The organism is Brucella pseudogrignonensis (assembly GCF_032190615.1).
Taxonomy (GTDB): Bacteria; Pseudomonadota; Alphaproteobacteria; order Rhizobiales; family Rhizobiaceae; genus Brucella; species Brucella pseudogrignonensis_B.
This window is the reverse complement of sequence record NZ_JAVLAT010000001.1, coordinates 289,107-308,304: the sequence shown is the minus strand read 5'-3', so window position 1 is coordinate 308,304 and position 19,198 is coordinate 289,107. Positions and strand designations below refer to the sequence as shown.

The window sequence follows — 19,198 nt, the reverse complement described above, 5'->3', positions numbered from 1 at the left end:
AACGGAATGCGCAGTTAATACTGCGAAATACCGCGATTTCTTTTCAAGACGGCAGGGACTTTCAGCCTGTTGTCTACGACACACAGGGCGGCGGATCGCCCTCAAGGAGAACGGCATGAACCAAGAGGTCATGAATCTTTTCAATCCTCAGGCTCCGGCACAGACGTTCGATTCCATTAGAATCTCGATTGCCAGCCCTGAGAAGATTCTGTCCTGGTCATACGGCGAGATCAAGAAGCCAGAGACCATCAACTATCGTACGTTCAAGCCTGAACGCGATGGTCTTTTCTGCGCGCGTATCTTTGGCCCGATCAAGGATTATGAATGCTTGTGCGGCAAGTACAAGCGTATGAAATACAAAGGCATCATCTGCGAAAAGTGCGGCGTTGAAGTGACGCTGTCACGCGTTCGTCGTGAGCGCATGGGCCATATTGAGCTTGCAGCACCTGTTGCCCATATCTGGTTCCTGAAGTCGCTGCCATCGCGCATCGGTACGCTTCTCGATATGACGCTCAAGGATATTGAGCGCGTTCTGTATTTCGAAAACTACATCGTTACCGAACCAGGTCTGACTTCACTGAAGGAGCATCAGCTTCTTTCGGAAGAAGAATACATGATTGCCGTCGATGAATTCGGCGAAGATCAGTTCACAGCCCTGATTGGTGCAGAAGCTATCTTTGAACTTCTGGCTTCGATGGATCTTCCAAACATCGCTGCAGACCTGCGCGTTGATCTTGCAGAAACCACCTCGGAACTGAAGACCAAGAAGCTGATGAAGCGTCTCAAGATCGTTGAGAACTTCATGGAATCTGGCAACCGTCCTGAGTGGATGATCATGAAGATCGTTCCGGTTATCCCACCGGATCTGCGTCCTCTGGTTCCACTTGATGGCGGTCGTTTTGCTACGTCCGATCTTAACGACCTTTACCGTCGTGTGATCAACCGTAACAACCGTCTGAAGCGTTTGATTGAACTACGCGCTCCTGGCATCATTATCCGTAACGAAAAGCGTATGTTGCAGGAAGCTGTTGACGCGCTGTTCGATAACGGCCGTCGTGGCCGCGTCATCACCGGTGCTAACAAGCGCCCGCTGAAGTCGCTCTCCGATATGCTGAAGGGTAAGCAAGGTCGTTTCCGTCAGAACCTTCTCGGTAAGCGCGTCGACTATTCTGGTCGTTCGGTTATCGTGACTGGTCCTGAGCTGAAGCTTCACCAGTGCGGCCTTCCAAAGAAGATGGCACTCGAACTGTTCAAGCCATTCATCTACGCTCGTCTTGACGCAAAGGGTTATTCCTCGACCGTTAAGCAGGCGAAGAAGCTGGTTGAAAAGGAACGTCCAGAAGTTTGGGATATCCTTGACGAAGTGATCCGTGAGCATCCGGTTCTTCTGAACCGCGCGCCTACGCTGCACCGTCTTGGTATTCAGGCATTCGAACCTACGCTGATCGAAGGCAAGGCCATCCAGCTGCATCCGCTCGTTTGTACAGCGTTTAACGCTGACTTTGACGGCGATCAGATGGCTGTTCACGTTCCACTGTCGCTTGAAGCTCAGCTTGAAGCACGCGTGCTGATGATGTCCACCAACAACATCCTGCACCCAGCAAACGGTGCGCCGATCATCGTACCGTCGCAGGACATGGTTCTTGGCCTCTATTATCTGTCGATTGTGGCAGACAAGGAGCCGGGCGAGGGCATGATTTTTGCCGATATGGGCGAACTTCAGCATGCGCTTGAAAACAAGGTTGTCACGCTTCACACGAAGATCAAGGGCCGCTTCAAGACGGTTGACGCGGAAGGAAAGCCTGTTTCCAAGGTTTACGACACCACGCCTGGTCGCTTGATTATGGGTGAGCTTCTGCCGAAGAATGCAAACGTATCTTTTGATATCTGCAATCAGGAAATGACGAAGAAGAACATCTCCAAGATGATCGACCACGTCTATCGCCATTGCGGTCAGAAAGAGACGGTTATTTTCTGCGATCGCATCATGCAGCTCGGCTTTGCCCATGCATGTCGCGCGGGTATTTCGTTCGGTAAGGATGACATGGTTATTCCTGACTCGAAGGCCAAGATCGTTGCAGAAACCGAAGCGCTGACCACAGAATATGAACAGCAGTACAATGACGGTCTGATCACTCAGGGCGAAAAGTACAACAAGGTTGTTGATGCCTGGGGTAAGGCGACGGACAAGATCACGGAAGAAATGATGGCCCGTATTAAGGCTGTTGAGTTTGATCCGGTGACTGGCCGTCAGAAGCAGATGAACTCGGTTTACATGATGTCGCATTCGGGTGCCCGTGGATCGGTCAACCAGATGCGTCAGCTTGGCGGTATGCGTGGTCTTATGGCCAAGCCGTCGGGTGAAATTATCGAAACACCGATCATCTCGAACTTTAAAGAAGGTCTGACCGTTAACGAGTACTTCAACTCGACACACGGTGCCCGTAAGGGTCTTGCTGATACTGCTTTGAAGACCGCTAACTCGGGTTACCTGACACGCCGTCTCGTTGACGTTGCACAGGACGCGATCATTTCGGAAGTCGATTGCGGCGCCGAAATCGGTCTCACCATGCAGCCAATCGTCGATGCTGGTCAGATCGTTGCACCAATTGGTCAGCGCGTTCTGGGTCGTACGGCTCTTGATCCGATCATCAATCCAGCCACCGGCGATGTTATCGTTGAAGCTGGCCGTATGATCGATGAAAAGGACGTCGAAGTTATCGAGAAGGTTGGCATTCAGTCGATCCGCATTCGTTCGGCTCTGACATGTCAAACCCGGAACGGCGTTTGCGCCAAGTGCTATGGTCGCGACCTTGCACGCGGTACGCCGGTTAACCAGGGTGAAGCTGTTGGCGTTATCGCTGCGCAGTCGATCGGTGAGCCCGGCACTCAGCTGACCATGCGTACCTTCCACTTGGGTGGTACTGCTCAGGTTGTTGATAGCTCGTATCTCGAAGCATCGTATGAAGGCACCGTTAAGTTGCGTAACCGCAATGTGGTTCGCAACACCGATGGCAACCTCGTTGTCATGGGCCGTAACATGGCGGTTCTGATTGTTGATGCAACGGGCAAGGAACGTGCCGTTCACCGTGTAACTTACGGTTCGCGTCTGTTCGTTGACGAAGGCGATACAGTCAAGCGCGGTCAACGTATTGCTGAATGGGATCCATACACCCGTCCAATTCTTACGGAAGTGGAAGGCTACGTCGAGTTCGAAGATCTCGTCGATGGTCTCTCGGTTTCGGAAACAGCGGATGAGTCGACCGGTATCACAAAGCGCGTTATCATTGACTGGCGTTCGACACCACGCGGTGCCGATCTCAAGCCTGCTATGGTCATCAAGGATAAGAGCGGCAAGATCCAGAAGCTGTCGAAGGGTGGCGAAGCTCGCTTCCTGCTGTCAGTTGAAACGATCCTTTCGTTCGAGCCTGGTGCTCATGTGAATGCGGGTGACGTTATTGCGCGTCTGCCGATGGAAAGCGCGAAGACCAAGGATATTACCGGTGGTCTGCCACGCGTTGCGGAACTGTTCGAAGCTCGTCGTCCTAAGGATCACGCCGTCATCGCCGAGATTGATGGTACTGTCCGCTTCGGTCGCGATTACAAGAACAAGCGTCGCATCATCATCGAGCCAAACGACGATACGATCGAGCCTGTTGAGTATCTGATCCCCAAAGGCAAGCCGTTCCATCTTCAGGACGGTGACGTTATCGAAAAGGGTGAATATATCCTCGACGGTAATCCAGCTCCGCACGACATTCTGGCGATCAAGGGCGTTGAAGCACTTGCTTCTTACCTCGTGAACGAAATCCAGGAAGTCTATCGTCTTCAGGGCGTTTTGATCAACGACAAGCACATCGAAGTGATTGTTCGTCAGATGCTCCAGAAGATTGAGATCACGGAGTCGGGTGACACGGGTTATCTCGTTGGTGATCATGTCGACCGCATCGAACTGGATGAAGTTAACGATCGTCTGATCGAAGAAGGTAAGAAGCCAGGTTCTGGTAATCCGGTTCTGCTTGGTATTACCAAGGCTTCGTTGCAGACACCGTCGTTCATTTCGGCAGCGTCGTTCCAGGAAACCACGCGCGTTCTTACCGAAGCCGCAGTTGCCGGCAAGATGGATACGCTACAGGGTCTCAAGGAAAACGTCATCGTTGGTCGTCTTATCCCGGCTGGTACGGGTGGCATGACCAACCAGATCCGTCGCATTGCAACAGCGCGCGACGATCTGATTATCGACGAGCGTCGCAAGTCGACTGGTTCGTCGGACGCAAATGCGATGCTGGCAGATATGACCAACAGCGCAGCCGAATAAGGCAAGTTGTTAGAGAAATAGATAAGGCCGCCTTTCGAGGCGGCCTTTTTGTATGGCGGATAAAAGAAAAAGGGCGGTTTGAAACCGCCCTTTTTCATTCAGATGTAGGAGAGAAAACTTACTCGTCTTCTTCTTCACCATCAAATTCGATCAGTGCAACTTCGCCGGTGAGGGCAGTGTGCCATGCACTTTTGTGCGGCTCTTCTTCAGGCTCTTCAGTGATAGTGCCCATCTCAACCAGTTCAGCTTCGTTATAGCCTTCTTCTGCGAGGATCGCGAGAACGGTCTGAACCAAATCTTCGTCTTCGTTCGACTTCAGAAGAATATGAACTTCGATAGATTCTTCTTCACCTTCATTCCAGACATCAGCGATGACCAGATGTACCAGCGGCGAATCATTTTCTGTGGATGGGGTGGTGGATGACATTAAGAATCCCTTAAAATGGCGTTGCTTTTCGACTCAGATGTGCTTCAATAAACTCTGTTGATGTCAGATGCTATGCTGACACATGAAAATGACAGTTTTGTCTCCTAAATATTTGAGATATGCCGATTGAATTGGCCCAACTGACTGTCATTGGTCGTCCAAAATCCCGTTTTGCGGCCCTTCCATAAGAAACTTACCCCGTTGCCCTTGACGAAACGCCCGTTAACGCGTATCAGCAGCCCATCTGAGCCGATGTGAGGCTGGTCTTTTCGGAGCGACACGCTCTGGAGTTCGCCTCAAACAGGGTTCGTTTTACGATCGAAATGCAACTTGCCGTTCGCATGAAGCTGTTGCTTCCTCTGCTTTTGTTCGGGTTGGCCGCTGATGGAGTGGCTCATCCCGAATTTGTGCATGTTCACTCCGGTGGAACGGCCCTTATTGGGCTCTGTTACGAGATTTTTTATAGAGGAAGGTTCAATGCCTACCGTAAACCAGTTGATCCGCAAGCCGCGCATTGCGCCGGTAAAGCGTAATAAGGTTCCTGCTCTGCAGGCAAACCCACAGAAGCGCGGCGTTTGCACCCGCGTTTATACGACAACCCCTAAAAAGCCTAACTCGGCTCTTCGTAAGGTTGCCAAGGTTCGTCTCACCAATGGCTTTGAAGTCATCGGTTATATCCCTGGTGAAGGTCACAACCTTCAGGAGCACTCCGTGGTTATGATCCGCGGCGGCCGCGTCAAGGATTTGCCAGGTGTGCGTTACCACATCATTCGTGGTGTACTTGATACACAGGGTGTTAAGAACCGTAAGCAGCGTCGTTCGAAGTACGGTGCGAAGCGTCCTAAGTAAGAATTTTCCGGGGATACCGGCCGCCATAATGGCGAGTTGAGCCCGATGTAATTGAAAGTTGAGACGAAATGTCCAGACGCCATAAAGCTGATAAGCGTGAGATTAATCCGGATCCAAAGTTCGGCGATCTCGTCATCACCAAGTTCATGAATGCAGTTATGCTTCATGGTAAGAAGTCGGTTGCAGAAAGCATTGTTTACGGTGCTCTTGAAGCAATTGAAGCCAAGGCGAAGTCAGAGCCGGTCGCGCTGTTCCATCAGGCGCTCGACAATGTCGCTCCGCACGTTGAAGTCCGTTCGCGCCGCGTTGGTGGTGCAACCTATCAGGTTCCGGTCGATGTGCGTTCAGAACGCCGCCAGGCGCTTGCCATTCGTTGGTTGATCAACGCAGCTCGCGGTCGTAACGAAACCACAATGATTGATCGCCTTTCCGGTGAGTTGCTTGATGCTGCAAACAACCGTGGTTCTGCTGTGAAGAAGCGTGAAGATACGCATCGCATGGCTGAAGCCAACCGCGCATTCTCGCATTACCGCTGGTAATCGTCGAACCCTATTCAAAGAGCAAAAACATGGCCCGCGAATATAAAATCGAAGACTACCGCAATTTCGGTATTATGGCTCACATCGACGCCGGTAAGACGACGATGACCGAGCGTATTCTGTTCTATACCGGTAAGAACCACAAGATTGGTGAAACCCATGATGGCGCGTCCACCATGGACTGGATGGAGCAGGAACAGGAACGCGGTATCACCATCACGTCCGCTGCTACGACCACTTTCTGGCAGGGTCAGGATGGCAAGAAGCGTCGCTTCAACATCATCGACACCCCGGGCCACGTTGACTTCACGATCGAAGTTGAGCGTTCGCTCCGCGTTCTCGATGGCGCAATCGCTCTTCTTGATGCGAATGCTGGTGTTGAGCCACAGACTGAAACCGTATGGCGTCAGGCTGAGAAGTACCACGTTCCACGTATGGTCTTCGTTAACAAGATGGACAAGATCGGTGCTGACTTCTACCGTTGCGTAGAAATGGTTGGCTCGCGTCTTGGTGCAGTCGCGCTCCCAGTTCAGCTGCCAATTGGCGCTGAAAACGAGTTCGAAGGCGTCATCGATCTGATCGAGATGAAGGCCCTGACTTGGGATGGTACAATCGGTGCAGCTGCGACCGTTGGTGAAATTCCTGCAGATCTTAAGGATAAGGCTGAAGAGTACCGCGAAAAGCTCATCGAGCTGGCAGTGGAAATCGACGAAGCTGCAATGGAAGCTTACCTTGAAGGCAACATGCCTTCGAATGAACAGCTTCGCGCATTGATCCGTAAGGGTACGATTGCCGTTAAGTTCCATCCAATCCTTTGCGGTACAGCATTCAAGAACCGTGGCGTTCAGCCGCTTCTCGACGCTGTTGTGGAATTCCTTCCATCACCAATCGACGTTCCTGCAATTAAGGGCATCGACGTTAAGACGGAAACCGAAACGACCCGTGAATCTTCGGATGAAGCACCGCTTTCGATGCTCGCATTCAAGATCATGAACGATCCGTTCGTTGGCTCGCTCACATTCGCTCGTATTTACTCGGGCAAGCTGACCAAGGGTATTTCGCTCGAAAACACTGTTAAGGGCAAGCGTGAGCGTATCGGCCGTATGTTGCAGATGCACTCCAACAGCCGTGAAGACATCGAAGAAGCTTTCGCAGGCGACATCGTTGCTCTGGCTGGCCTCAAGGAAACCACAACAGGTGATACGCTTTGCGATCCACTGAAGCCGGTTATTCTTGAACGCATGGAATTCCCAGATCCGGTTATCGAAATCGCGATTGAACCAAAGACCAAGGCTGACCAAGAAAAGATGGGCCTCGCGCTCAACCGTCTGGCCGCTGAAGATCCTTCGTTCCGCGTTAAGTCTGATGAAGAATCCGGCCAGACAATTATCGCTGGTATGGGTGAGCTTCATCTCGACATTCTCGTTGACCGTATGAAGCGCGAATTTAAGGTTGAAGCAAACGTCGGCGCGCCGCAGGTTGCTTACCGTGAAACGATTACACGTGCTGCTGAAATCGATTACACCCACAAGAAGCAGTCGGGTGGTTCGGGTCAGTTCGCTCGCGTCAAGATCGTTTTCGAACCACATGAAGGCGATGACTTCATCTTCGAATCCAAGATCGTTGGTGGTGCTGTTCCTAAGGAATACATCCCAGGCGTTCAGAAGGGTATCGAAAGCGTCATGGGCGCGGGTCCACTTGCTGGCTTCCCAATGCTCGGCGTGAAAGCCACCCTGATCGACGGCGCATACCATGACGTTGACTCGTCTGTTCTCGCCTTCGAAATCGCTGCTCGCGCTGCATTCCGTGAAGGCGCGCAGAAGACCGGTGCTCAGCTCCTCGAGCCGATCATGAAGGTCGAAGTCGTAACTCCGGAAGATTACGTCGGTGACGTAATTGGCGATCTGAACTCACGTCGTGGTCAGATTTCCGGTACGGAAGCTCGTGGCATTGCTACGGTCGTCAACGCAAACGTTCCACTCGCCAACATGTTTGGTTATGTGAACAACCTGCGTTCGATGTCTCAGGGCCGTGCGCAGTACACCATGCAGTTCGACCACTATGAGCCGGTTCCGACCGCGGTCGCACAGGAAATTCAGAAGAAGTTCGCGTAATTTCTGATTACGCCAAACAGTAAAAAGCCTGAGCAGGCTGTAATTTTAGGAGAGCTCAGATGGCAAAGAGCAAATTTGAACGTAATAAACCACACGTAAACATCGGCACCATTGGTCACGTTGACCATGGCAAGACCTCGCTGACTGCAGCGATCACCAAGTTCTTTGGTGAATTCAAGGCGTACGACCAGATCGATGCTGCACCAGAAGAACGCGCTCGTGGTATCACCATTTCGACAGCACACGTTGAATATGAAACCCCTGCACGTCACTACGCACACGTCGACTGCCCAGGCCACGCTGACTATGTTAAGAACATGATCACCGGTGCTGCTCAGATGGACGGCGCGATCCTCGTTGTTTCGGCAGCAGACGGCCCAATGCCACAGACCCGTGAGCACATCCTGCTTGCTCGTCAGGTTGGCGTTCCTGCGATCGTTGTGTTCCTGAACAAGTGCGATCAGGTTGACGATGCTGAACTTCTTGAACTTGTAGAACTCGAAGTTCGTGAACTTCTCTCGAAGTACGACTTCCCAGGCGACGAAGTGCCAATCATCAAGGGTTCGGCTCTTGCAGCTCTCGAAGATTCCTCGAAGGAACTCGGCGAAGACGCAATTCGCAACCTGATGGACGCTGTTGACACCTACATCCCAACGCCAGAACGTCCTGTTGATCAGCCGTTCCTGATGCCAATCGAAGACGTGTTCTCGATTTCGGGTCGTGGTACTGTTGTTACCGGTCGCGTTGAGCGCGGTATCATCAAGGTTGGCGAAGAAGTTGAAATCGTCGGCATCAAGGCAACTGGCAAGACGACTGTTACCGGCGTTGAAATGTTCCGCAAGCTGCTCGATCAGGGCCAGGCTGGCGACAACATCGGCGCACTGGTTCGCGGCGTTGGTCGTGAAGACGTTGAGCGTGGTCAGGTTCTCTGCAAGCCAGGTTCGGTTAAGCCACACACCAAGTTCAAGGCAGAAGCATACATTCTAACCAAGGACGAAGGTGGCCGTCATACACCATTCTTCACCAACTACCGTCCACAGTTCTACTTCCGTACAACTGACGTTACCGGTGTTGTTACCCTGCCAGAAGGCGTGGAAATGGTTATGCCAGGCGACAACGTAACCGTTGACGTAACGCTGATCGTACCGATTGCGATGGAAGACAAGCTTCGCTTCGCTATCCGTGAAGGTGGCCGTACCGTTGGTGCAGGCATCGTCGCTTCGATCATCGAGTAATTAGATTTGTACAGGAGCGTTTCTCCAGAAACGCTCCGCGTAACAAGGAACAGATCAAATGAACGGTCAAAACATCCGCATTCGCCTTAAGGCGTTTGATCATCGGATCCTTGACGCTTCGACGCGCGAAATCGTGTCGACTGCTAAGCGTACCGGTGCAAATGTACGCGGACCGATCCCACTTCCAACGCGGATCGAAAAGTTCACAGTAAACCGGTCGCCGCACATCGATAAGAAGAGCCGCGAACAGTTCGAGATGCGCACGCACAAGCGTCTTCTCGATATCGTTGACCCAACCCCGCAGACTGTAGACGCGCTGATGAAGCTCGATCTGTCCGCCGGTGTTGATGTCGAGATCAAGCTTTAATCGGCTTGAGGACGGAAGGAACGAACCCGATGCGTTCAGGTGTTATTGCACAAAAGCTGGGCATGACCCGCGTCTATAACGACGCCGGCGAACATGTACCAGTAACAGTTCTCCGTATGGAAGACTGCCACGTGGTAGCTCAGCGTACAGTTGAAAAGAATGGTTACACGGCTGTTCAGCTTGGCGTTGGACTTGCCAAGGTAAAGAACACAACTAAGGCTCTGCGCGGTCACTTCGCGAAGGCTGAAGTTGAGCCTAAGGCGAAAGTTGCGGAATTCCGCGTTTCTCCTGACAATCTGCTCGAAGTCGGCGCGGAAATCACAGCCGAACATTTCGTCGCTGGCCAGAAGGTCGACGTGACGGGTACTTCGATCGGTAAGGGCTTTGCCGGTGTTATGAAGCGTCATAACTTTGCTGGTCATCGTGCTTCGCACGGTAACTCAGTTACCCACCGCGCTCACGGCTCGACCGGTCAGCGTCAGGACCCAGGTAAAGTATTTAAAGGCAAGAAGATGGCCGGTCACATGGGGCAGACCCGTGTAACCACGCAGAATATCGAAGTTGTTTCTACAGACCTCGATCGCGGCCTTATCCTTGTTCGCGGTGCGGTTCCTGGTTCAAAGGGTGCATGGATCTACGTTCGCGACGCCGTAAAGGTATCGCTGCCAGATAATGCTCCCAAGCCAGCTGGTCTGCGCCAAGCAGCACAGGCCAAGGTAGAAGCTGCTGTAGTTTCTGAAACTGCAGCGACTGAGGGAGCCGAATAATGGATCTCACAATTACAACACTTGAAGGCAAGGATGCCGGCCAGGTCAAGCTGAACGAAGAAATCTTCGGTCTCGACCCACGCGACGACATTCTCCAGCGCGTTGTGCGCTGGCAGCTGGCTCGACGCCAGCAGGGCTCTCATGATGCCAAGGGCCGTAGCGACATCAGCCGCACCGGTTCAAAGATGTACAAGCAGAAGGGTACGGGTCGCGCTCGTCACCATTCAGCACGTGCACCGCAGTTCCGCGGCGGTGGTCAGGCTCACGGACCAGTTGTTCGTAGCCACGATCACGATCTGCCAAAGAAGGTTCGCGCTCTCGGCTTGCGTCACGCTCTGTCGGCTAAGGCAAAGGCATCTGACCTGATCATCATCGATGATCTGGCAGCTTCCGAAGCCAAGACAAAGCAGCTTGTGTCGCAGTTCGCAAAGCTCGGTCTGGAAAATGCACTGCTCATTGGCGGCGCAGAAATCGACGTGAACTTCCAGCGCGCTGCTTCGAACATCCCGAACATCGATGTTCTGCCAGTACAGGGCATCAATGTTTACGACATTCTGCGTCGTGGCAAGCTCGTGCTTTCCAAGGCAGCTGTCGAAGCACTCGAGGAGCGTTTTAAATGACCGATCTTCGCCATTATGACGTGATCGTCAGCCCAGTCATCACCGAAAAGTCGACCCTTGTTTCCGAACATAACCAGGTCGTCTTTAACGTAGCTCGCAAAGCGACGAAGCCGGAAATCAAGGCTGCAATCGAAGCGCTTTTCGGCGTCAAGGTTAAGGCTGTAAACACCACTGTGCGCAAAGGCAAAGTGAAGCGGTTCCGCGGCATTGTCGGGCGCCAGAGCGATGTCAAGAAAGCGATCGTAACTTTGGCTGAAGGCCAGAGCATCGACGTTTCGACAGGTCTCTGAGAGGCCACGGAGTAAAGACAATGGCACTCAAGCACTTTAATCCGATCACGCCAGGCCAGCGTCAGCTGGTCATCGTGGACCGTTCGGAACTCTACAAGGGCAAGCCAGTCAAGTCATTGACTGAAGGCCTGTCCAAGAAGGGTGGCCGTAACAACACAGGTCGTATCACTGTTCGCTTTCAGGGCGGCGGTCACAAGCGTTCCTACCGTTTTGTAGACTTCAAACGTCGTAAGCACGACGTTGTCGCGACGGTAGAACGTCTGGAATACGATCCAAACCGTACAGCGTTTATCGCGCTGATCCGCTACGAAGACGGTGAACTGAGCTATATCCTGGCTCCACAGCGTCTGACAGCTGGCGACAAGGTTATCGCCGGTCAGTCCGTTGACGTTAAGCCAGGCAACGCAATGCCGCTTTCGTCGATGCCAGTTGGTACCATTATCCACAACGTGGAAATGAAGCCAGGCAAGGGCGGTCAGATTGCTCGTTCGGCTGGTGCATACGCACAGCTCGTCGGTCGCGATCAGGGTATGGCTATCCTGCGTCTGAACTCGGGCGAACAGCGTCTGGTTTCGGGTGCATGCTTTGCAACGGTTGGTGCAGTATCCAATCCAGAGCACAGCAACATCAATGACGGTAAGGCCGGTCGTTCGGTTTGGCGCGGTAAGCGTCCACACGTTCGCGGCGTTGCTATGAACCCAGTTGACCACCCGCATGGTGGTGGTGAAGGCCGTACTTCTGGTGGTCGTCACCCGGTTACCCCTTGGGGTAAGCCTACGAAGGGCAAAAAGACCCGTTCGAACAAGGCAACCGACAAGTTCATCATGCGTTCGCGTCATCAGCGCAAGAAGTAAGAGAGGTAGTCTGAAGTGGCTCGTTCAGTTTGGAAAGGTCCGTTCGTCGATGGCTATCTTCTCACGAAAGCTGAGAAGGTACGCGAGGGCGGTCGTAATGAAGTTATCAAGATGTGGAGCCGTCGCTCCACGATCTTGCCGCAGTTCGTTGGCCTGACCTTCGGTGTTTATAACGGCAACAAGCATGTGCCGGTATCGATCTCCGAAGAAATGGTTGGACATAAGTTCGGTGAATTCGCGCCGACACGGACCTATTACGGTCACGGCGCGGACAAGAAGTCAAAGAGGAAGTAACAGATGGGCAAGGCCAAGGCTCCCCGCCAGCTTAAGGATAACGAGGCGAAAGCCGTCGCCCGTACGCTTCGCGTCAGCCCGCAGAAGCTTAATCTTGTCGCGGCACTTATCCGCGGCAAGAAAGTAAATGCGGCACTTGCTGATCTCACTTTCTCGCGCAAGCGGATCGCTGAAACAGTGAAAAAGACGCTCGAATCGGCTATCGCCAACGCAGAGAACAATCATGATCTCGACGTTGACGCGCTGATCGTTGCAGAAGCTTACGTCGGCAAATCTATTGTCATGAAGCGTTTCCACGTTCGTGGACGTGGTAAGGCAAGCCGCATCGAAAAGCCGTTTTCGCATCTCACCATTGTTGTCCGCGAAGTTGCGGAAAAAGGGGAGGCCGCATAATGGGCCAGAAGATTAATCCGATCGGTTTTCGCCTCGGCATCAACCGCACCTGGGATTCGCGTTGGTACGCGAATACCGGCGAATACGGTAAGCTGCTGCATGAAGACGTTAAGATCCGTGAGTATCTTAAGAACGAACTCAAGCAGGCTGCGATTGCTAAGATCGTAATCGAGCGTCCACACAAGAAGTGCCGCGTGACCATTCACGCTGCTCGTCCGGGCATCATCATCGGCAAGAAGGGCGCGGACATCGAAAAGCTCCGCAAGAAGCTTTCCGAGATGACGAATTCCGATACGTCGCTCAACATTGTTGAAGTTCGTAAGCCGGAAATCGACGCTACGCTGATCGCTCAGTCGATCGCACAGCAGCTCGAACGCCGTGTGGCATTCCGTCGCGCCATGAAGCGTTCCGTTCAGTCGGCAATGCGTCTCGGTGCCGAAGGTATTCGTATCAACTGCTCCGGTCGTTTGGGCGGCGCTGAAATCGCACGTATGGAATGGTACCGCGAAGGTCGCGTTCCTCTTCACACGCTGCGCGCCGATATCGACTACGGTACGGCTGAAGCAAAGACTGCTTACGGCATCTGCGGCGTAAAGGTCTGGGTATTCAAGGGCGAAATCCTTGAGCATGACCCAATGGCTTCTGAGCGTCGTGCGGTTGAGGGTGACAATCAGGGTTCCCATCAGAACCGCCGCCGCGAAAACGCTTAAAAAGCGGGCCGCCGGCGAGAAAATTGGAGTAAAGAACAATGATGCAGCCTAAGCGCACCAAGTTCCGTAAGCAGTTCAAGGGCCGTATTCACGGCAACTCGAAGGGTGGTACGGATCTTAATTTCGGTGCATTCGGTTTGAAGGCAGTAGAGCCTGACCGCGTCACAGCACGACAGATCGAAGCGGCCCGCCGCGCGATCACCCGTCACATGAAACGTGCCGGTCGTGTATGGATCCGAATCTTCCCGGATCTGCCAGTAACATCGAAGCCAACCGAAGTCCGTATGGGTAAAGGTAAGGGTTCCGTTGACTACTGGGCAGCACGTGTTGCACCAGGTCGTATAATGTTTGAGCTTGACGGCGTACCCGAAGATGTGGCACGCGAAGCCTTAAGACTCGGCGCTGCAAAGTTGTCGGTCAAGACGCGCTTCATTCAGCGCATCGCAGAGTAAGAGGGCAGTCATGAAAGCCGCAGACGTTCGGGCGAAAAGCCTCGATCAGATTAACGATGAGTTGGGTTCCCTGAAGAAAGAGCAGTTCAACCTGCGCTTTCAGAAGGCAACCGGTCAGCTCGAAAAAACCGCGCGCGTGAAGCAAGTTCGTCGCGACATTGCGCGTATCAAGACCATCGCCCGCCAGAAGGCGGCCGAAAGCAAGGCATAAGGAACAAGTATAATGCCTAAACGCGTTCTGCAGGGCGTTGTCGTCAGCGACAAGAATGATAAGACTGTTGTAGTTAAGGTTGAGCGCCGCTATTCGCATCCGCTCCTCCAGAAGACTATTCGTCAGTCTAAGAAATACAAAGCGCATGACGAAAACAACCAGTTCAAGATTGGTGATCAGGTTTCTATCGAAGAATCCAAGCCAATTTCGAAGGACAAATGCTGGATCGTTCTTTCGAACGTAACAGCAGGCTAAATTACAAACACGCAGCTTAGGTAGGGCAGGAGCCCTTAACCAGCTGAAGGAAAAGAAGGCGGCCAGTCATGATTCAGATGCAAACAAACCTCGACGTGGCGGATAACTCCGGCGCACGTCGTGTCATGTGCATCAAGGTGCTGGGCGGTTCCAAGCGGCGTTATGCTTCCGTGGGCGACATCATTGTGGTGTCGATCAAGGAAGCTATTCCGCGCGGCCGCGTCAAAAAAGGCGACGTGATGAAGGCAGTGGTCGTACGGACCGCTAAGGACATCCGTCGCGCAGACGGCAGCGTTATTCGTTTCGATAACAACGCAGCTGTTCTCATCGATAACAAGAAAGAGCCTATCGGTACGCGTATCTTCGGACCGGTTCCACGCGAACTTCGCGCTAAGAACCACATGAAGATCATCTCGTTGGCTCCGGAAGTTCTGTAAGGAAGCAAGACGATGCAAAAGATTCGCAAAGGCGACAGCGTTGTCGTGTTGTCCGGTAAGGACAAAGGCCGTAAGGGCGAAGTTCTCCAGGTTATGCCTAAGGACGACAAAGCGCTTGTTCGCGGTATTAATACTGTAAAGCGTCACCAGCGCCAGACACAGACTCAGGAAGCCGGCATTATCACGAAAGAAGCGCCGATCCATTTGTCTAACCTGGCAATTGCTGATCCTAAAGACGGTAAGCCAACCCGCGTTGGTTTCCGCATTGAAGATGGCAAGAAGGTCCGCGTTGCAAAGCGTTCGGGAGCGGTTATCTGATGGCTGAAGTTAAGGAACTTCCACGCTTCAAGAAGATTTACAACGAAACAATTCGTAAATCTCTCCTTGAAGAATTCAAGTACGACAATGAGATGCAGATTCCACGCATCACCAAAGTTGTCCTGAACATGGGTGTAGGCGAAGCAACTGGCGACTCAAAGAAGCCATCTGTTGCTGCAGCAGATCTGGCCTTGATTGCCGGTCAAAAGCCTGTCATTACTCGCGCCCGTAATTCGATCGCAACTTTCAAGTTGCGTGAAGACATGCCAATCGGTACGAAGGTCACTCTTCGTTCGGACCGCATGTACGAATTCCTTGATCGCCTGATCACGATTGCGCTTCCGCGCGTTCGAGATTTCCGTGGTCTGAATCCGAAGAGCTTTGACGGTCGTGGCAACTTTGCCATGGGTGTTAAGGAACACATCGTGTTTCCAGAAATCAACTACGATAAAGTTGATCAGATCTGGGGCATGGACATCATCGTTTGCACGACCGCTAAAACGGATGATGAAGCTCGCGCTCTTTTGCGCGCCTTCAACTTCCCATTCCGGCAGTAACGGCAAGCGTAGCGAGGTATAATAATATGGCCAAGACTAGCGCAGTCGAAAACAATAAGCGCCGCGAAAAGTTGGTTAAGCGTCATGCTGAAAAGCGTGCACGTCTGAAGGCGATCGTAATGGATCAGAGCCTTCCGTTGGATGAGCGTTTTCGCGCTACTATCCAGCTCGCCGAACTGCCGCGCAATTCCGCTAAGGTCCGTATTCGCAACCGTTGCGAAGTTTCGGGTCGCCCGCGTGGTTATTACCGTAAACTGAAGATGTCGCGTATTGCGCTTCGCCAGTTGGGTTCGCTTGGACAGATTCCAGGCATAGTTAAGTCGAGCTGGTAAGGAGTAGCATATGTCTGTGTCAGATCCTATCGGCGATATGCTGACCCGTATTCGCAACGCAGTAGGCCGCAAGAAGACCAAGGTTTCGACCCCGGCTTCGAAGCTCCGCGCTCGCGTTCTGGATGTTCTTCAGTCTGAAGGTTACATCCGCGGATACACGCAGAGTGAATTCGTGAACGGCAAAGCCGAGATCGAAATCGAACTGAAGTATTATGAAGGCGTTCCAGTCATTCGTGAACTGACCCGCGTTTCGAAGCCTGGCCGTCGCGTTTACGTGTCGGTTAAGTCGATCCCGCAGGTCGCGAATGGTCTTGGCATCTCGATCCTGTCCACCCCTAAGGGTGTGATGGCTGATCATGAAGCTCGTGAACAAAACGTTGGTGGTGAGCTGCTCTGCCGCATCTTCTGATGCGGCTGACAGTGAACAGATAGAAGACAGGTATAAAAATGTCTCGTATCGGTAAAAAACCCGTGCCGGTCCCGGCAGGCGTAACTGCCAGCGTTGAAGGTCAGACCGTCAAGGCTAAGGGCGCGAAAGGCGAATTGTCTTTCGTTGTGCACGAAGAAGTACTGGTTAAGCTTGAAGATGGCGCTGTTAGCGTCGATCCTCGTGATCAGTCTAAAGAAGCTCGCTCCAAGTGGGGCATGTCGCGTTCGATGATTGAAAATATTTTCGAAGGCGTCAACAAGGGCTTTGAAAAGAAGCTTGAGATCAGCGGCGTTGGTTACCGTGCTGCTATGCAGGGTAAAAACGTTCAGCTTTCGCTCGGCTTCTCTCACGAAGTTATCTATGACGTGCCAGCTGGCATCACTGTTGCTGTTCCAAAGCCAACGGAAATCGTTGTCTCTGGTATCGACAAGCAGCAGGTTGGTCAGGTCGCGGCTGAGATTCGTGAATATCGCGGCCCCGAGCCTTACAAGGGCAAGGGCGTCAAGTATGCTGGCGAGAAGATCGTCCGCAAAGAAGGCAAGAAGAAGTAAGGGAAGCGCGTCATGGCATCGCCAAAAGAAACTTTGCAGCGTCGCGCTGCTCGTGTACGCCGTCAGGTCAAGGCTGTCGCAAACGGCCGTCCACGTCTCAGCGTACACCGCTCTTCCAAGAACATCTACGTTCAGGTTATCGACGACGTTCGCGGTGTTACCATCGCAGCTGCTTCGACCCTGGATGGCGACCTGAAGGGCAAGCTCAAGACTGGCGCCGACTCCGCAGCAGCTGCTGCAGTTGGCAAGCTGGTTGCAGAGCGTGCTAAGAAAGCAGGCGTCAGTGAAGTAGTGTTTGATCGTGGTGCATTCATTTACCACGGTCGCGTGAAGGCTCTCGCCGAAGCTGCCCGCGAAGGCGGTCTGAGCTTCTAATATTTTGTGCTTCCGGAAAAAAATAAAGGAATAGGATATGGCACAGAGAGAACGTAACCGCGAAGATCGCGGTCGTGAGGAGCGCGACAGCGAATTCGTTGACAAGCTCGTTCACATTAATCGCGTCGCCAAGGTTGTTAAAGGTGGTCGTCGTTTTGGTTTCGCAGCGCTCGTCGTAGTTGGCGACCAGAAGGGTCGCGTTGGCTTCGGTCATGGTAAGGCACGCGAAGTGCCTGAAGCGATCCGTAAGGCTACTGAAGCTGCTAAGCGCGACATGATTTTCGTTCCGCTTCGTTCGGGCCGTACTCTGCATCACGATGTGCAGGGCCGTCACGGCGCTGGTAAGGTCCTCCTCCGTGCAGCTCCTGCCGGTAAGGGTATCATTGCTGGTGGTCCAATGCGTGCAGTGTTCGAAACGCTTGGCGTTCAGGACGTTGTTGCTAAGTCGCTCGGCTCCTCGAACCCTTACAACATGGTTCGTGCAACCTTTGACGCTCTGAAGCATCAGATGCATCCAAAGGACATCGCTGCACAGCGCGGTATCAAGTACTCGACCCTTCAGGCTCGCCGCCATGATGTGGTCGGTTCGGAAGAATAGCCGATAGTTTGTGCCAGTCCGGTGCGCGAGCATCGGATACGCCATAGACAAGGGATTTGAGTGATGGCTGAGAAGAAGGGTAAGACGGTTACGGTCGAACAGATCGGAAGCCCTATCCGTCGTCCAGCCGAACAGCGTGCAACGCTGATCGGTCTGGGACTTAACAAAATGCACCGCCGCCGCACACTGGAGGATACTCCTTCAGTTCGTGGTATGATCGCCAAGGTTCAGCATCTCGTCCGCGTTGTGGACGAGGTCTGATAACGCAGGGGATAGAGACATGAAACTCAACGATCTGCGTGACAAGCCAGGATCAGTAAAAGCGCGTAAGCGCGTTGGCCGTGGTATCGGCTCCGGCACCGGCAAGACCGCTGGCCGCGGCGTCAAGGGACAGAAGTCCCGTTCTGGCGTAGCGATCAACGGCTTTGAAGGCGGCCAGATGCCAATCTACCGTCGTCTGCCAAAGCGCGGCTTCACCAACATCTTCGCAAAGAGCTTCAACGTTGTATCGCTCGGCCGTGTTCAGGCTGCAATCGATGCAGGCAGGCTGGATGCAAAGGCTGTTGTGAACATTGAAGCCCTCAAGGCTGCTGGCGTGATTCGCCGTGCGCTTGACGGTGTTCGCGTTCTTGCTGACGGTGAATTGACTGCTAAGGTAGCTTTTGATGTTGCTGGTGCTTCCAAGGCCGCGATCGAAAAGATCGAAAAGGCTGGTGGTAGCGTAAAGCTTCCTGAAGCAGCTGCTGAATAAAGCATCGAGATAAAAATAAAAGCGGCGGCCTTAGTGCCGCCGCTTGCACATTTATGCCAATGCGCATATCTGGGTAGAGTCTTTTGTCCGAAGGCATGCGGATTTTTTGATGCGTGTCGTTGGAGTAGGGGGCCCGATACTTTTCACCGGAGTA

General features: G+C 52.9%; 27 protein-coding genes. 26 read left to right on the top strand and 1 reads right to left on the bottom strand.

The window, feature by feature from the left end; all coding sequences use genetic code 11:
• Positions 1-115 precede the first annotated feature (115 nt).
• Positions 116-4,318, top strand: coding sequence for a DNA-directed RNA polymerase subunit beta' (gene rpoC / locus RI570_RS01545; RefSeq protein WP_313826632.1), 4,203 nt, complete (start codon positions 116-118; stop codon positions 4,316-4,318).
• 118 nt (positions 4,319-4,436) lie between these two features.
• Here rpoC and RI570_RS01540 read toward each other — a convergent pair whose 3' ends face one another.
• Positions 4,437-4,745 carry a hypothetical protein gene (locus RI570_RS01540; protein ID WP_250044731.1) on the bottom strand — a complete coding sequence of 103 codons (309 nt, stop codon included), beginning with the start codon at positions 4,743-4,745 and terminating at the stop codon, positions 4,437-4,439.
• Positions 4,746-5,222: 477 nt separating this feature from the next.
• Here RI570_RS01540 and rpsL point away from each other — a divergent pair, with 477 nt between their 5' ends.
• The 25 genes from rpsL (at position 5,223) to rplO (ending at position 19,044) form a co-directional block, all read left to right on the top strand.
• Positions 5,223-5,594 carry a 30S ribosomal protein S12 gene (rpsL, locus tag RI570_RS01535; RefSeq protein ID WP_006471111.1) on the top strand — a complete coding sequence of 124 codons (372 nt, stop codon included), beginning with the start codon at positions 5,223-5,225 and terminating at the stop codon, positions 5,592-5,594.
• A gap of 68 nt (positions 5,595-5,662) precedes the next feature.
• Complete coding sequence (gene rpsG / locus RI570_RS01530) at positions 5,663-6,133, top strand: 30S ribosomal protein S7 (RefSeq protein ID WP_313826631.1); 471 nt, start codon at positions 5,663-5,665, stop codon at positions 6,131-6,133.
• A 29-nt stretch (positions 6,134-6,162) separates the two neighbouring features.
• On the top strand, positions 6,163-8,247 hold the full coding sequence (fusA, locus tag RI570_RS01525; RefSeq protein WP_313826630.1) for an elongation factor G: 2,085 nt from the start codon (positions 6,163-6,165) through the stop codon (positions 8,245-8,247).
• 59 nt (positions 8,248-8,306) lie between these two features.
• Complete coding sequence (tuf, locus tag RI570_RS01520) at positions 8,307-9,482, top strand: elongation factor Tu (protein WP_310009957.1); 1,176 nt, start codon at positions 8,307-8,309, stop codon at positions 9,480-9,482.
• 58 nt (positions 9,483-9,540) lie between these two features.
• The gene (gene rpsJ / locus RI570_RS01515; RefSeq protein WP_002964363.1) at positions 9,541-9,849 is read left to right on the top strand and encodes a 30S ribosomal protein S10; all 309 of its coding nucleotides are present in this window, start codon (positions 9,541-9,543) and stop codon (positions 9,847-9,849) included.
• A 29-nt stretch (positions 9,850-9,878) separates the two neighbouring features.
• Positions 9,879-10,616: a 50S ribosomal protein L3 gene (gene rplC, locus RI570_RS01510; protein ID WP_313826629.1), complete on the top strand. Its 738-nt coding sequence runs from the start codon at positions 9,879-9,881 to the stop codon at positions 10,614-10,616.
• Positions 10,616-11,236 carry a 50S ribosomal protein L4 gene (rplD, locus tag RI570_RS01505; protein WP_250040993.1) on the top strand — a complete coding sequence of 207 codons (621 nt, stop codon included), beginning with the start codon at positions 10,616-10,618 and terminating at the stop codon, positions 11,234-11,236. The genes rplC and rplD overlap by 1 nt, the downstream gene beginning before the upstream one ends.
• Positions 11,233-11,526 carry a 50S ribosomal protein L23 gene (locus RI570_RS01500; protein ID WP_007875343.1) on the top strand — a complete coding sequence of 98 codons (294 nt, stop codon included), beginning with the start codon at positions 11,233-11,235 and terminating at the stop codon, positions 11,524-11,526. The genes rplD and RI570_RS01500 overlap by 4 nt, the downstream gene beginning before the upstream one ends.
• A 20-nt stretch (positions 11,527-11,546) precedes the next feature.
• Positions 11,547-12,380: a 50S ribosomal protein L2 gene (rplB, locus tag RI570_RS01495; protein WP_250040991.1), complete on the top strand. Its 834-nt coding sequence runs from the start codon at positions 11,547-11,549 to the stop codon at positions 12,378-12,380.
• 15 nt (positions 12,381-12,395) lie between these two features.
• Positions 12,396-12,674: a 30S ribosomal protein S19 gene (gene rpsS / locus RI570_RS01490; protein WP_010659917.1), complete on the top strand. Its 279-nt coding sequence runs from the start codon at positions 12,396-12,398 to the stop codon at positions 12,672-12,674.
• A gap of 3 nt (positions 12,675-12,677) precedes the next feature.
• On the top strand, positions 12,678-13,067 hold the full coding sequence (gene rplV / locus RI570_RS01485; RefSeq protein WP_007875336.1) for a 50S ribosomal protein L22: 390 nt from the start codon (positions 12,678-12,680) through the stop codon (positions 13,065-13,067).
• Positions 13,067-13,777 (top strand): 30S ribosomal protein S3, encoded by a 711-nt coding sequence (rpsC, locus tag RI570_RS01480; protein ID WP_250040989.1) that lies wholly within the window; start codon positions 13,067-13,069, stop codon positions 13,775-13,777. Before rplV ends, rpsC begins: the two co-directional genes overlap by 1 nt.
• 38 nt (positions 13,778-13,815) lie before the next feature.
• Positions 13,816-14,229, top strand: coding sequence for a 50S ribosomal protein L16 (gene rplP, locus RI570_RS01475; protein WP_024897015.1), 414 nt, complete (start codon positions 13,816-13,818; stop codon positions 14,227-14,229).
• A 10-nt stretch (positions 14,230-14,239) separates the two neighbouring features.
• Positions 14,240-14,440 carry a 50S ribosomal protein L29 gene (gene rpmC, locus RI570_RS01470; protein WP_187544594.1) on the top strand — a complete coding sequence of 67 codons (201 nt, stop codon included), beginning with the start codon at positions 14,240-14,242 and terminating at the stop codon, positions 14,438-14,440.
• A 12-nt stretch (positions 14,441-14,452) separates the two neighbouring features.
• A complete protein-coding gene (rpsQ, locus tag RI570_RS01465; RefSeq protein WP_313826628.1) occupies positions 14,453-14,695 on the top strand; it encodes a 30S ribosomal protein S17 in 243 nt (80 codons plus the stop codon).
• 68 nt (positions 14,696-14,763) lie between these two features.
• Complete coding sequence (gene rplN, locus RI570_RS01460) at positions 14,764-15,132, top strand: 50S ribosomal protein L14 (protein ID WP_094504980.1); 369 nt, start codon at positions 14,764-14,766, stop codon at positions 15,130-15,132.
• Between the two features lie 12 nt (positions 15,133-15,144).
• Entirely contained in the window at positions 15,145-15,450 is a 306-nt protein-coding gene (rplX, locus tag RI570_RS01455; protein ID WP_250040986.1) for a 50S ribosomal protein L24, read from the top strand.
• Complete coding sequence (rplE, locus tag RI570_RS01450) at positions 15,450-16,007, top strand: 50S ribosomal protein L5 (RefSeq protein WP_250040984.1); 558 nt, start codon at positions 15,450-15,452, stop codon at positions 16,005-16,007. The genes rplX and rplE overlap by 1 nt, the downstream gene beginning before the upstream one ends.
• A 26-nt stretch (positions 16,008-16,033) precedes the next feature.
• Positions 16,034-16,339, top strand: coding sequence for a 30S ribosomal protein S14 (rpsN, locus tag RI570_RS01445; RefSeq protein WP_007875326.1), 306 nt, complete (start codon positions 16,034-16,036; stop codon positions 16,337-16,339).
• Between the two features lie 10 nt (positions 16,340-16,349).
• The gene (gene rpsH / locus RI570_RS01440) at positions 16,350-16,748 is read left to right on the top strand and encodes a 30S ribosomal protein S8 (RefSeq protein ID WP_007875325.1); all 399 of its coding nucleotides are present in this window, start codon (positions 16,350-16,352) and stop codon (positions 16,746-16,748) included.
• Positions 16,749-16,786: 38 nt separating this feature from the next.
• Positions 16,787-17,320: a 50S ribosomal protein L6 gene (rplF, locus tag RI570_RS01435; RefSeq protein WP_313826627.1), complete on the top strand. Its 534-nt coding sequence runs from the start codon at positions 16,787-16,789 to the stop codon at positions 17,318-17,320.
• Between the two features lie 12 nt (positions 17,321-17,332).
• The gene (rplR, locus tag RI570_RS01430) at positions 17,333-17,695 is read left to right on the top strand and encodes a 50S ribosomal protein L18 (RefSeq protein WP_064320721.1); all 363 of its coding nucleotides are present in this window, start codon (positions 17,333-17,335) and stop codon (positions 17,693-17,695) included.
• A gap of 37 nt (positions 17,696-17,732) precedes the next feature.
• Positions 17,733-18,293, top strand: coding sequence for a 30S ribosomal protein S5 (gene rpsE, locus RI570_RS01425; RefSeq protein ID WP_024897023.1), 561 nt, complete (start codon positions 17,733-17,735; stop codon positions 18,291-18,293).
• Between the two features lie 63 nt (positions 18,294-18,356).
• The gene (rpmD, locus tag RI570_RS01420) at positions 18,357-18,554 is read left to right on the top strand and encodes a 50S ribosomal protein L30 (protein ID WP_094504974.1); all 198 of its coding nucleotides are present in this window, start codon (positions 18,357-18,359) and stop codon (positions 18,552-18,554) included.
• Positions 18,555-18,573: 19 nt separating this feature from the next.
• Complete coding sequence (rplO, locus tag RI570_RS01415) at positions 18,574-19,044, top strand: 50S ribosomal protein L15 (protein WP_313826626.1); 471 nt, start codon at positions 18,574-18,576, stop codon at positions 19,042-19,044.
• Positions 19,045-19,198 lie beyond the last annotated feature (154 nt).

What these genes read in the sequence shown, in the direction of transcription:
- rpsN (WP_007875326.1), top strand. Translation starts at nt 16,034, where the DNA reads ATGGCCAAGACTAGCGCAGTCGAAAACAATAAGCGCCGCGAAAAGTTG.
- rplC (WP_313826629.1), top strand. Translation starts at nt 9,879, where the DNA reads ATGCGTTCAGGTGTTATTGCACAAAAGCTGGGCATGACCCGCGTCTAT.
- rplN (WP_094504980.1), top strand. Translation starts at nt 14,764, where the DNA reads ATGATTCAGATGCAAACAAACCTCGACGTGGCGGATAACTCCGGCGCA.
- rplE (WP_250040984.1), top strand. Translation starts at nt 15,450, where the DNA reads ATGGCTGAAGTTAAGGAACTTCCACGCTTCAAGAAGATTTACAACGAA.
- tuf (WP_310009957.1), top strand. Translation starts at nt 8,307, where the DNA reads ATGGCAAAGAGCAAATTTGAACGTAATAAACCACACGTAAACATCGGC.
- rpsJ (WP_002964363.1), top strand. Translation starts at nt 9,541, where the DNA reads ATGAACGGTCAAAACATCCGCATTCGCCTTAAGGCGTTTGATCATCGG.
- rpmC (WP_187544594.1), top strand. Translation starts at nt 14,240, where the DNA reads ATGAAAGCCGCAGACGTTCGGGCGAAAAGCCTCGATCAGATTAACGAT.
- rpsH (WP_007875325.1), top strand. Translation starts at nt 16,350, where the DNA reads ATGTCTGTGTCAGATCCTATCGGCGATATGCTGACCCGTATTCGCAAC.
- rplP (WP_024897015.1), top strand. Translation starts at nt 13,816, where the DNA reads ATGATGCAGCCTAAGCGCACCAAGTTCCGTAAGCAGTTCAAGGGCCGT.
- rpsC (WP_250040989.1), top strand. Translation starts at nt 13,067, where the DNA reads ATGGGCCAGAAGATTAATCCGATCGGTTTTCGCCTCGGCATCAACCGC.
- rplO (WP_313826626.1), top strand. Translation starts at nt 18,574, where the DNA reads ATGAAACTCAACGATCTGCGTGACAAGCCAGGATCAGTAAAAGCGCGT.
- rplX (WP_250040986.1), top strand. Translation starts at nt 15,145, where the DNA reads ATGCAAAAGATTCGCAAAGGCGACAGCGTTGTCGTGTTGTCCGGTAAG.
- rpoC (WP_313826632.1), top strand. Translation starts at nt 116, where the DNA reads ATGAACCAAGAGGTCATGAATCTTTTCAATCCTCAGGCTCCGGCACAG.
- rplF (WP_313826627.1), top strand. Translation starts at nt 16,787, where the DNA reads ATGTCTCGTATCGGTAAAAAACCCGTGCCGGTCCCGGCAGGCGTAACT.
- rpsL (WP_006471111.1), top strand. Translation starts at nt 5,223, where the DNA reads ATGCCTACCGTAAACCAGTTGATCCGCAAGCCGCGCATTGCGCCGGTA.
- fusA (WP_313826630.1), top strand. Translation starts at nt 6,163, where the DNA reads ATGGCCCGCGAATATAAAATCGAAGACTACCGCAATTTCGGTATTATG.
- RI570_RS01540 (WP_250044731.1), bottom strand. Translation starts at nt 4,745, where the DNA reads ATGTCATCCACCACCCCATCCACAGAAAATGATTCGCCGCTGGTACAT.
- rpsG (WP_313826631.1), top strand. Translation starts at nt 5,663, where the DNA reads ATGTCCAGACGCCATAAAGCTGATAAGCGTGAGATTAATCCGGATCCA.
- rplB (WP_250040991.1), top strand. Translation starts at nt 11,547, where the DNA reads ATGGCACTCAAGCACTTTAATCCGATCACGCCAGGCCAGCGTCAGCTG.
- rpsQ (WP_313826628.1), top strand. Translation starts at nt 14,453, where the DNA reads ATGCCTAAACGCGTTCTGCAGGGCGTTGTCGTCAGCGACAAGAATGAT.
- rplV (WP_007875336.1), top strand. Translation starts at nt 12,678, where the DNA reads ATGGGCAAGGCCAAGGCTCCCCGCCAGCTTAAGGATAACGAGGCGAAA.
- rpmD (WP_094504974.1), top strand. Translation starts at nt 18,357, where the DNA reads ATGGCTGAGAAGAAGGGTAAGACGGTTACGGTCGAACAGATCGGAAGC.
- RI570_RS01500 (WP_007875343.1), top strand. Translation starts at nt 11,233, where the DNA reads ATGACCGATCTTCGCCATTATGACGTGATCGTCAGCCCAGTCATCACC.
- rpsE (WP_024897023.1), top strand. Translation starts at nt 17,733, where the DNA reads ATGGCACAGAGAGAACGTAACCGCGAAGATCGCGGTCGTGAGGAGCGC.
- rplR (WP_064320721.1), top strand. Translation starts at nt 17,333, where the DNA reads ATGGCATCGCCAAAAGAAACTTTGCAGCGTCGCGCTGCTCGTGTACGC.
- rplD (WP_250040993.1), top strand. Translation starts at nt 10,616, where the DNA reads ATGGATCTCACAATTACAACACTTGAAGGCAAGGATGCCGGCCAGGTC.